The sequence below is a fragment of the uncultured Treponema sp. genome, from assembly GCF_946187725.1.
Classification (GTDB): Bacteria; Spirochaetota; Spirochaetia; order Treponematales; family Treponemataceae; genus Treponema_D.
Genome location: NZ_CAMHSK010000057.1, coordinates 1 through 10,663 on the forward strand (window position 1 = coordinate 1; position 10,663 = coordinate 10,663).

Annotated in this window: 7 protein-coding genes; 1 reads left to right on the top strand and 6 read right to left on the bottom strand. The window is 42.3% G+C overall.

The window, feature by feature from the left end; translation table 11 throughout:
• Window positions 1-232: 232 nt before the first annotated feature.
• The 3 genes from Q0Q74_RS13420 to Q0Q74_RS13430 all read right to left on the bottom strand — a co-directional run bounded on the left by Q0Q74_RS13420 (window position 233) and on the right by Q0Q74_RS13430 (window position 5,171).
• Complete coding sequence (locus Q0Q74_RS13420; protein WP_294431643.1) at window positions 233-2,326, bottom strand: helicase-associated domain-containing protein; 2,094 nt, start codon at window positions 2,324-2,326, stop codon at window positions 233-235.
• 74 nt (window positions 2,327-2,400) lie between these two features.
• Window positions 2,401-4,293, bottom strand: coding sequence for a DNA repair helicase XPB (locus Q0Q74_RS13425; RefSeq protein ID WP_294431645.1), 1,893 nt, complete (start codon window positions 4,291-4,293; stop codon window positions 2,401-2,403).
• A gap of 125 nt (window positions 4,294-4,418) precedes the next feature.
• Entirely contained in the window at window positions 4,419-5,171 is a 753-nt protein-coding gene (locus tag Q0Q74_RS13430) for a hypothetical protein (protein ID WP_294431649.1), read from the bottom strand.
• Window positions 5,172-5,218: 47 nt separating this feature from the next.
• Here Q0Q74_RS13430 and Q0Q74_RS13435 point away from each other — a divergent pair, with 47 nt between their 5' ends.
• On the top strand, window positions 5,219-6,448 hold the full coding sequence (locus Q0Q74_RS13435; RefSeq protein WP_294431651.1) for a cation:dicarboxylase symporter family transporter: 1,230 nt from the start codon (window positions 5,219-5,221) through the stop codon (window positions 6,446-6,448).
• 40 nt (window positions 6,449-6,488) lie between these two features.
• Here the strand turns inward: Q0Q74_RS13435 and Q0Q74_RS13440 are convergent, their stop codons facing one another.
• The 3 genes from Q0Q74_RS13440 to Q0Q74_RS13450 all read right to left on the bottom strand — a co-directional run bounded on the left by Q0Q74_RS13440 (window position 6,489) and on the right by Q0Q74_RS13450 (window position 10,476).
• A complete protein-coding gene (locus tag Q0Q74_RS13440; RefSeq protein WP_294431652.1) occupies window positions 6,489-8,225 on the bottom strand; it encodes a GGDEF and EAL domain-containing protein in 1,737 nt (578 codons plus the stop codon).
• A 194-nt stretch (window positions 8,226-8,419) separates the two neighbouring features.
• Window positions 8,420-9,355, bottom strand: coding sequence for an FAD:protein FMN transferase (locus tag Q0Q74_RS13445; RefSeq protein WP_294431654.1), 936 nt, complete (start codon window positions 9,353-9,355; stop codon window positions 8,420-8,422).
• Window positions 9,356-9,621: 266 nt separating this feature from the next.
• A complete protein-coding gene (locus Q0Q74_RS13450; protein ID WP_294431657.1) occupies window positions 9,622-10,476 on the bottom strand; it encodes a hypothetical protein in 855 nt (284 codons plus the stop codon).
• Between the last annotated feature and the right edge of the window lie 187 nt (window positions 10,477-10,663).

A 10,663-nucleotide genomic window follows, 5' to 3' on the forward strand; every position in this document is an offset into this window, starting at 1 on the left:
CGACAGGCCGACAGGCCGACAGGCCGACAGGCCGACAGGCCGACAGGCCGACAGGTGATTATATCGGCTGCGGATTTAATTTCAAGAGGTTTTTCAATTGATTTGTGTAGTATTTCAAGTAATTTTACACTTATCACAAAATAATATTAAACCCCAAATTCCAATAAAGCAAGTTTATTTTAAATTATTTTATGATAATTTTACGATTCACACACATTCATATCAAAAAGCACTATCTGAGCACGCTGCCCCTGATTCGTTTGACGAATTTGGCCTGCCCAATCGAAAGCAATTTTTCGACACGCTCTGGCATTACTTCCATGAGAACACTTGCGTCCGAGCCAGTCTTTGTAATTGAAATCGGTATGCCGACAATCACGCGGTCATCGAATTGAAGTTCAACCATGCTGTTGCTCGAAATCGAACCTTCAACGATATGAAGTTTGCCCGAAAAATCCATTCCGCCGGCTTCAATCCGCTCGTACTTAACACTGTCTGCCCTAAGCTGAACCGGCGAAAGAATGATTTTGTGCTGAATGCGTTGAAGGAGTCCTTCCTTTTTTTCAAGCGGAAGATTCAGTTTTTCAAGTTCTGCACGCATTGCCTCAAAATGGGCGGCACGCTCTTCATCAGAAGTCGGTTTTGCCTGCTCATCACTGTCAAAACGGTCATTTTTTTGAGGAACCATGAAATCCGGGAATCCAATGCTTTCAAAACTCCTTCCAGGTGATTTGATTTTACCGATGAAATCAAGTCCGCTTCTGGCAATGATGGCCGCTGCCTGTTCATCACTCTCAACCGAAAGAAGATAGATTCCCTGCGCAAGTTTTTGAGAAATGAATGGTGCAATCGCCGGATTATTTTCGGTCATGGTCGCATTTTCTAGGCTCACCTGCAGAACATAGCCTTTATAAATCGTTGCTGATGAATAAGAACGACTCCAGTCATCAATCGAAATTTCAAGATTCTGCGGAATTTCGTACGGTGAATATTTTTTTAATAGCGAGAAGATTCGGTTTGCGCTTAATCCTGAATCAAATCCCCGCATGACCGATTTTCTGTTGATTTCAAAGACTGCCGCCGTATCAAACTGACGCAATTCCATAAAATCCATAAGCGGAATGAGATTTTCAAGAGAAAGGCCTGGCATAAGGGTGACATTGAATGCCGCATCCACGCTCAAAACCTTCGGCTCATCAGTGAATCTTTCGTGCTCATCAAAAATGGAACCAGCCGCATAAATCGCTTCACCGTTCACATCAGTGCCTCTTTTGGCAAGAATACCAAAAAGTGCCGCACAGTCAATCAGACGGTCTAATATAGAAGAAAGATTTGAATCCTGCTCGACAATTGCAGTATCAGCTTCTTTTGCACGATTTAAAATCGCAGAAAAGCGTGAAGTCGAACCCAGAGAAGAAAGCCCCGGAACATCATTCTGGTCTTCAGAAATGATGTATGCCAGCCGCAAAATTACATTCCGTGAAAAACCTTCCCGTGGAATTGAAGTCGCTACATCAAGCAAAAGTCGACTCTGTCGCACAAGCCCGTTACGCGAAAAACGCCCCTGACTTCCCACGCACAGATAAGCACATTGAAGTTTTGGATCCAGCCGCGCAAAAGACAGGAATTTGCTTTTATCGACTTCATAGCCTTCACTCACTTCCCGTATCAAAGAAAGATTGATAAAAGCCTTGGTCAGATTAAAAAGAACTTCGGTTTTATTAGGAAAAAGCCTTTCAATCTCGGAAAGAGTGCGCTTTTTAAATGTACCGTCCGCCTTGCACAAATCCCGGTTTTTATGAATGAAAGAAATGTATGCCGCAATCAGTTCAGCCGAAATTGAAGAAGGCGACTCATAGCAAACTTCAGCATATTCGCTCTTTTCAAGAAGAACTGACTGTTTTGTATAAGGCTCAAGGTCGTCTTCAAGGTGAGGATTTAAGAGAATAACCGTTTTGCCAGTGTTTCGGTCGCTCTTGCGGTAAAGAATCAGCCGTTCCTCAAGATTCAAAAGCCGCTCATAAAGCTCCGCAAAAGTGTAAGTTCCCGAAAAGAAAGAAAACAGCTTTTCCTGGCTTGCGTTTGAAATATATTTTACCGCAGAAATAATCCGCAAATCAGTTTCGCTCAAAAGAGAAACGAGAGTCTTTCGGGTTTCTTCCCGACGGATAAACGCGCCGAGTTCCTCAATCAGCTTCTGTTTGTTAAAAGGAGTCTTTATTTCGCCCAGATACATGCGTATAATCTCAAAAAAATGATTGTCAGGCAAAACAGCAATACTCTCGCGCCAATCCATAATTCGTTGTACCTTCGGATCAAGTTCCATAAAAACTCCTTTTCTATTTTGAAGAGAGAGTGATTTTTGCGCCCCACATCAGCGAAGCATCGCTCCCCCTCGCCTTAATTCAAACACATCTGCTCACCGTCAAGAAAATCTTCAAGTTCGGCAGTATCCTTACAGCGCACAAGTTTGTACTGATAGCCCTGCTCTGCCAGAAATTTCTGTCGATTCGAGCCGAATTCTTCTTCGACAGTATTTCGCGTAATCAGCGTGAAGAACCGTGACTTTCTCTCTTTTGGCCGCAAAATTCGACCGAGACGCTGGGCTTCTTCCTGACGGCTTCCGAAAGTGCCGCTCACCTGAATTGCCATGCTCGCATCCGGCAAATCGATTGCAAAGTTTGCGACTTTACTGACCACGAGCACACGGATTACTCCGCTTCGGAAATCTGCGTAAATTTTGTCGCGTTCCTCATTCGGGGTTTTCCCGGTGATGATTGGGCAGCCGAGCATTTTTGAAAGTTCGTCAAGCTGGCTCAAATACTGACCGATTACAAGAATCTTGTCATCCGGCGATTTTTCGACCAGTTTTTTGACAAATTCGGGTTTTCGTGGATTTTCACTTGCGATTCTGTGTTTCTTTCGCAAATCAGCAACCGCATACTCAATTTCCTTTTCTTCGCCCAAATCAAGCCTTACTTCAATACATTCCGCTGTGGCAATGAATCCGCTTGTTTCCAAATCCTTCCACGGAACATCATAGCGTTTAGGTCCTACAAGAGAAAAAACACTGCCTTCGTTTCCGTCTTCTCGAACCAGAGTGGCCGTAAGGCCAACCCGGCGCACCGCCTGAATTTCGGCCGCCACACGGAACACTGGAGCCGGAAGCGTATGGACTTCATCATAGACAATCAGCCCCCAGTTACGCTTTCTGAAAAGTGAAAAATGCGGATACGGTCCGTCCTTTTCTGGCCGCCATGTAAGAATCTGATATGTCGCCACGGTGACAGGTTTAATCGTCTTGTTTTCGCCGGTGTATTCGGCAATGTCATCGCGTGTAAGGTTCGTTTTATCGACAAGTTCATCAATCCATTGATGAACGGCAGAAATATTCGTAGTGATAATAAGAGTGCTTGTTTTGAGCAAGTCCATAACCGTCATGCCGACGATTGTTTTACCGGCACCACAAGGAAGCACGATTGTGCCAAATCCCGTTCCAGGTCCCTTGTCGCCCACGATTGCCTGAGCGGCTTCTTTCTGATACTGCCTAAGATTAAAAGGTCTGCCAGAAAGAGTAGTTTCACGCAGGTTGATTTCAAGCGGCTCGCCGTCAATCATAGGAACATCATCTTTTACAGGCCAGCCCATTTTCAAAAGCTCCTGCTTGATTGTTCCCCGGTCTGTGAGCGCAAGACGGAAACAGTGCTGCTTTTCTTCTTCAGAAACAACAGTCTGCTTCATCAACTCGTCTTGAGGCTCTTCATAGTCGCAGAGAGTGAGATACTTTTTACCGATAAGACTTGCCCCAATTTCCTTAAAGACAGGAATCGATTCAGTCACAAGGTAGAGATATTCGATTTTGATACCGCCGTCTGACGGGGGCGTTGCGGGGGTGTCCCCCGCAGAGGGGGTAGCGGAAGACGCGTTAGCGGCTGGAGTGAGGGGGAGACTTCCCCCACCCTGCTTTCCGTTCAAAATTATCCACGGGGCCGGCACCAAGCGCAATTTTCCGAATCGCCCGGCAGTTTCCTTAATCCAGAATTCAACCGCCTGCGGAACATCATAGCGGGCAAAATCATGAAGAACTTTAACCGCATCTTCGGGAGAAAATCCGGCCGCATTTGCATTCCAAAGAGAAAGTGGAGTAAGACGATAAGTGTGAAGATGTTCCGGCGAACGCTCAAGTTCAGCGAACGGAATCAGCGCGTTACGACAATCAGTTGCTCGCGGCGCATGAACATCGAGAAGAAGAGTCCTGTCACTCTGAACAATAAGCGGGTTTGAATAATCCATAGAACCTCATTTTGCGTTAGGGATACGAAAGGCGCGAAGCGTGGGGCATTTGCCCCATGAAGCGTTAGCGGAACCTGGAGCAGCCCGACCGTGCGTAAGCACGGAAACGCCCAATTTTCAAATCGTTAGAATCCCAAAAGACCGAAACCACCAGGATTTTTTGCACCGGCTTTAACCCATGCAACTTTCTGTTTTGGCGAAAGAGGTTTTTTGAGCGCATCGATTGAATCCATGTACTCGCAAAGCCACACTGAAAGCGATGAATCACGCTTTGACAGGTCATTCGCGGGGTCACATGCAACAAGAATAGGCGTTATGTTTGAGTTGTCCACAAGGTTTGCAGCAACATTCTCTGCATAAGATTTAAATGCACCACTTGCGGCGGCAATCAGCGGATTTGAAAGCTCGATTCCAGATGCACGCACAGACGAAGAATTTACGCCATCAGCAAGAGAAAAATTCGATTTATATAGGAAGATAAGTTTATGACATTTATCGCTCTGGCGATTAAAACGCGAAATCAGCTCCTGAGTAAGATACTGATAGCTTGAAACCAATTCTTCGAGAATCTGAGCGTTGTTGTTTACTTCACGGTACTTTGTGGCAAGATAGAACTCATCAAACACGAGCACAGCTTCATCAACGCCACCTTCATTTTCGCATTTCAAGGCAAGTGAACGGCATGAAAGAGCAGAACTTCGGTTCCAGTTGACCTGAATCACGCCACCTGATTTCTGAACCTCACCTTCACCGTCGGCAGAATCTTCAGAAACAGCGAGACTTGTAGCAATCACCCGACGCCCCTGAAAAGAAGCACCTGAAGCCATATCATTTCCAGCAGGAAATTCCTTACCGGCGAACAAAATCATCTTTCCCATAACAGAGCATTATAGCAGATTTATGAGCAATTTGATATACTAAAACCATGAAAGTTTGGATTAAATATTTGATTGGAACTATTCTCGGTATTGCGGCAGCTTTTATCCTTCCGCTCAACATTCCGTCAGTAAATTCGGCACTTGCTACTTTGTCGGAAATTGCGATTCGTTTCGGAAGATACGCGCTCATTCCGCTGATTTTTTTTGGCACGGCAATGTCCATGTTTTCGCTTCGAAGTAAAAAGCACATCCTTAAAAGCAGTTTATGGACCGCTGGAACAATTTTAGGTTCCACGCTCATTCTTGTTGTCCTCGGTCTGCTTTCCATTCTTATCGTTCAGATTCCACGAATTCCTATCACCGGCGAAAAGATTTCTGAAGTTCCTGCGATTGACATAAAGGGCATGATTTTTACAATTCTGCCTTTCTCCAGCTTCGATACACTCAAAGACGGAATCTGCATTCTTCCTGTCTTTTTCCTTGCGGCTTTTGCTGGCGGTGCATGTGCTTCTGACATCAACGATTCAAAACCTGTCCTCAGCCTTTTGGAATCAGCAATGAAGCTCTGCCAAACAATGACGGCTTTTTTCGTTGAGTGGCTTTCTGTCGGAATGATTGCCATTTCGAGCTATTGGATTATTCAGGCACGCACGATTTTTTCAGAGCCTACATTCTTCCCGGTTTTCTTCATTCTTCTTGCTGACTTTCTGATTGTCGCAGGCATCATCTACCCGATTATTCTTCGATTTGTTTGTAAGGATTTACATCCGTATCATGTTCTTTACGCGAGCATTTGTTCAATCATCACAGGCTTTTTCTCAGCTGATTCAAATGTCTCTCTTCTTGTTAACCAGCGACACACCAAAGAAAGTCTTGGAATCCATGATGAAACAAACTATTTTGCACTTCCGCTTTTCTCAAGCTTCGCGCGCGGAGGAACGGCGCTTGTCACATCAGTTTGTTTCGTCACAATTCTTCGCTCTTATTCAAGTCTTGGTTTCACAGTTTTTGACATTCTCTGGATTTTTGCAGTCTCATTCATCATCAGTTTCGCCCTCGGTAACTTCCCTCAGGGCGGAACCTTCGTTTCACTCACAGTAATCTGCTCAATGTACGGAAGAGGATTTGAAGCAGGCTATCTGTTGCTCAGACCGGCCATGCCGATTTTATGCAGTTTTGCCGCCGCCATCGATGTTCTCTCTGCAATCACAGGAAGCTACATTGTTGCCGTCAAAACAAAGAATTTCGACAAGATTGATTTAAAACACTACATATAAAAAAAATCTCCGAAAACTCGTGTTTCGGAGATTCATTAACTTATCTGGTCTTTCGGTAAACATCGCGGTTCACATCGAGCCGCAGATGATGCTCACGGAAATCTACATTATTGCAAGGGCGGCCAAAATAGAATCCCTGGAATTTGTCAGGTTCATATTCGATAAGTTTTTCGATGTCGCTCTTTTCTTCAATACCTTCCATACAAACCTTCATTCCAAGCTCATGCGCCATCTGAGTGATATGCTTAATAATTTTTCGATCACCCTCGTTACCGGCGGTTGCCTTCTGAACAAAAGTGTAGTCGAGTTTGAGAGTGTTTGCCTTTAAGTATTGCAGATAACGAAGATTTGAATATCCTGTTCCAAAATCATCGATATCGACATTAACACCAAGATTTGAAAAAGCCTCAGTAAGAGCCTGAAGTTCTTCTCCATTGTCAATATAGCCGCTTTCGGTCAATTCTAGCGTAACATTGTGCGGATTAACTTCTGAAATAAGCATAGCCGTTTCAACATCGCGCAAGATATCGCTCTTTTTGACCTGAATATAGGAAAGATTAACGCTCACACGGAAATCCTTCTGTAAACGGTTCCATTCGGCACACTGCATGAAAGCAGTTCTCAAAATCCATCGGCCTACAGAAACCATCATGCCAGTGCGCTCAAGAATCGGAATAAATTCATCAGGATTCAGTATGCCGTACCCCGGACAAGTCCAGCGAATAAGTGCCTCACAACCAATGACATTGAGGACAGTTTTATCGGCATCAAGATAAAGATTTTTTGCATCAACGACAGGCTGATAATAAAGCTCGAAACCAGCAAAATCGTTTCGGATTGAATCACGAATTTTTTCCTGGAAATCAAGAGTTTTAAGATGCTGTGTATAATCAACGGCATTGAATGTAATGAGGGTGTTCCGACCGTTGCGTTTAGCGTTATTAAGAGAATAATTGACTTTGCGCAAAAGACCGTCAAGCTGCGAAGAATCGTTCATGAAAGCGACCATGCCGCCTGAAACAGTAAAGATAATGTCGTAACCAAGCCCTTGCTCTGCTTCGGAAATTTCACGGCGCAAATTCTCAAACATTTTTTGCGCAACAAGAGCCGATTTACCGGTAAGATTCATACAGATGAATTCATCGCTTGAAAGCTTGTAGGCTTTTGCCACGCCTGAACAGATTTTCCGGCAGCAGTCACCGACTTTTGAAATAATTACATCGCCAGTCATGACACCGTACTGCTCATTGATTGAACCAAGATTGTCGATATCGATTTTCAGAATAAAGCCCGTAACAGCCTGCTTTTTAGTCCAGATTGAACCAAAATCGATTCGAAGCTGAGATTCGGTGGCTAATCCCGTCAGAAGATCAGTTTTATCTTCTTCAGTAACAATTGAAACTTCGCCTACAAGAATACGATGTTCTTCACTGTTATTGGGAAGAATCTTTCCACGGCAGCGAATCCAAATCGGTTTTCCGTTTTTATTTACCCATCTGTAATCAAGATTATGTTCCGTTCTTTTGCCGCTTTTCAGCAAATCAAGGTCTGCCCGCAAAGAAGCCTGATCTTCCGGATAAACAATTTTCATGAGTTCATGGGTGGCATTTTCCATCTTTTCTTCTGGGAAATTGAAGATATTTCTGGCGTACTGAGAGATAAAATATGTATCTTTAGACAAATCAAACACAAATAAAAAAGCATCAGTGCATTGATTGAGAACACTAATAAGTCCTTCAAGCTGCCTGGTTTCTATATTTTCTAAACCGTAACTCATTTTCCGCCCCGACGAACTGTAATGCCACTTACAACCCGTACCTCTCAAAAATTTCCGCCATTATAACAAAATTCACAAAAAACACATGTTTTTTGGAAAATGCCATATTATATTATATCACGAAGTATGAAAATTTTCATAGTTTAAATTTAAAAAAAACGATTTTCGGAATATAAGACAAACAGAAGTTCTTTTTACCAGTCTTCGTAAATCACATCACACGGGTACGGGAAATTTTCTGAATAAACGATTTGATGATTCTTTTTAATGAAAATTGCAGATAAATCAAGGCCGAATTCTTTTTTAACCTGAGGAAGAACTTCAAGTGCTTTTTCGGTTCCCAAAACAAAAAAAGCAGTAGTCAAAGAATCAGCAAGCATAGAATTTGTTGAAAGCACCGAAACAGAATACAATTCGTTTTCAATAGGATAGCCTGTTTTCGGCGAAAGAATGTGATGATAGCGTTTTTCGCCAGATTCAAAATAACGCTCGTACATGCCGCTTGTTACAACAGAAATTTCAGGAACAGCAAGTTTTAAAAGCGGAACGGAATCCGGATATTCAGGATTTTTGATGCCGACATTCCATAACTGAGATTTTTCTTTTGAACCATAAACATAAACATTTCCGCCCAAATCAATCACAGCCCGACGGATGTTATGAGTTTTACAGATTTTTACGATTTCATCAGCCGCAAATCCCTTTGCAATACCCCCCAAATCAAGCTGCATCCCTTTCTTTAAGAAACGGACAGATTTTTTTTCCGGATTAAGAACAACATTTTTATAATCAACAAGCGGAAGTCTCTCGTCGAGTTCAGCCTGCGTTGCAACATGAGGAGTTGGAGTATTTACACGCCACAACGAAACCAAAGGCTCAACCGTAATATCAAAAGCGCCTTCAGTCATTTCAGAAATTTTAAGCGCCATAGAAATGACAGTAAAAACATCATCACAAACGACAACTTCCTTATTAAAAGCAAAATTATTTACACGATACAAATCAGATTTTTCTTTGGCAAAACTAAATTCATCATTAATCTGCTCCAAACGATCAAAAACATCTTTATAAGCAGATTTTGTTCCCTTTTCAAACAAATTAACAAAGCAAACCGTTCCCAAAGTACGCACATAACGAGGCTGGGCAGGTGCACAAGAGAAAAATAAGAATAAAAACAATGAGAGAAAGAGAGCAAAAAAACTCTTTAAGGTTATTTTCACTGTATTTAAATAGTACAATGGATTTAAAATAAAAACAAGTTTTTTTTCATTTTAATTTTAGGCGCGAATCAACTTCATCCTGGCTTTTCGCGCTTCCGCTAAACGCTCCATGGGCAAAGCCCACGGCCAAGGCCGGCGCTACAATCCAGCGCGAGCCTTAGCTTAAAATTGGTCAATTATTTTGCATCACCAACAGAAACATCTGATGAAGCATCTACAGAAACTTTCATAGTGATAGAATTGTCAGAAACAGAGTATTTTCCTTCATATGCTTTACCACCAACCTCACAAGAAAGTGTAAGATCACCGTTATTTACAGAATCTGATTTTCTATTATCAAAACAAGTTCCAGTGTATGAACCTTGTGCTACAAAGTTAGTTGTTCCATCAGGACCTTTGATTGGTGTTGCATTTCCAACCTGACGCACGAACAGATACCAGTTACCTTTTCCGGCACTTTTATATGAGAACTGAATCTGGTAGTAACAATGATCATAATCGCCCCATTTGAACAAATCACTAGCTGATGTATCAAAATAATGTGTAAACAGAGAATTACCAGAAGAAGCAAGCTTAAATGTGTAATTGCCCGAAACAGGTGCTGTCTCAGATTTTGAAGTATCAATAGAAGATTTTACTGTAACGGTTTTTGAAGCTAAAGGACCTACATAAACTTTCATGTTTTTAAGGTAACAAGCCTTTGCTTTAATCTGCACAGAATCAGATACCGTAAATTGTGAATCATATTTAATTGCGGTTCCATAGCTGATAAAATCTGTATCTATCGCTGTTCCATCATATGATATTGAAGGTTCACTTCCATCTAATGTGTAAACAATATAAACATCTATTCCTGAATACTTTGACGGTGCCGACATTGTAATAGTTCTGGTTGTGCTAGAATCATTGTCACTGGCAGAAATTGAAACCACAAGTTCGTCATCTTCTTCTGTATCAGTACTACAGGCAAAAAATGAAAACAACATCATCATTGACAAAATCGCTGAACTCAGCTTTATCAACTTTTTCATAAAATCCTCCAAATATCCGATTTTTATTTAACTGAAGTTGTTCTGAAAACGAAAGTCGTAAATAGCCTAAGTTTTAGAACATTTCTATTGTATGACATGCCTGTGAAAAGTACAATTATTTTTTAAGATATTATTTAAAAAGAAAAAAGCCGGCGGCTTCCGCGCCCGAAGCACAGCCCCGGGCGAG

Bases quoted from the DNA above. Each gene is read 5' to 3' on its own strand.
- Q0Q74_RS13430 (WP_294431649.1), bottom strand. From the start codon at position 5,171: ATGGGAAAGATGATTTTGTTCGCCGGTAAGGAATTTCCTGCTGGAAAT.
- Q0Q74_RS13425 (WP_294431645.1), bottom strand. From the start codon at position 4,293: ATGGATTATTCAAACCCGCTTATTGTTCAGAGTGACAGGACTCTTCTT.
- Q0Q74_RS13450 (WP_294431657.1), bottom strand. From the start codon at position 10,476: ATGAAAAAGTTGATAAAGCTGAGTTCAGCGATTTTGTCAATGATGATG.
- Q0Q74_RS13420 (WP_294431643.1), bottom strand. From the start codon at position 2,326: ATGGAACTTGATCCGAAGGTACAACGAATTATGGATTGGCGCGAGAGT.
- Q0Q74_RS13435 (WP_294431651.1), top strand. From the start codon at position 5,219: ATGAAAGTTTGGATTAAATATTTGATTGGAACTATTCTCGGTATTGCG.
- Q0Q74_RS13440 (WP_294431652.1), bottom strand. From the start codon at position 8,225: ATGAGTTACGGTTTAGAAAATATAGAAACCAGGCAGCTTGAAGGACTT.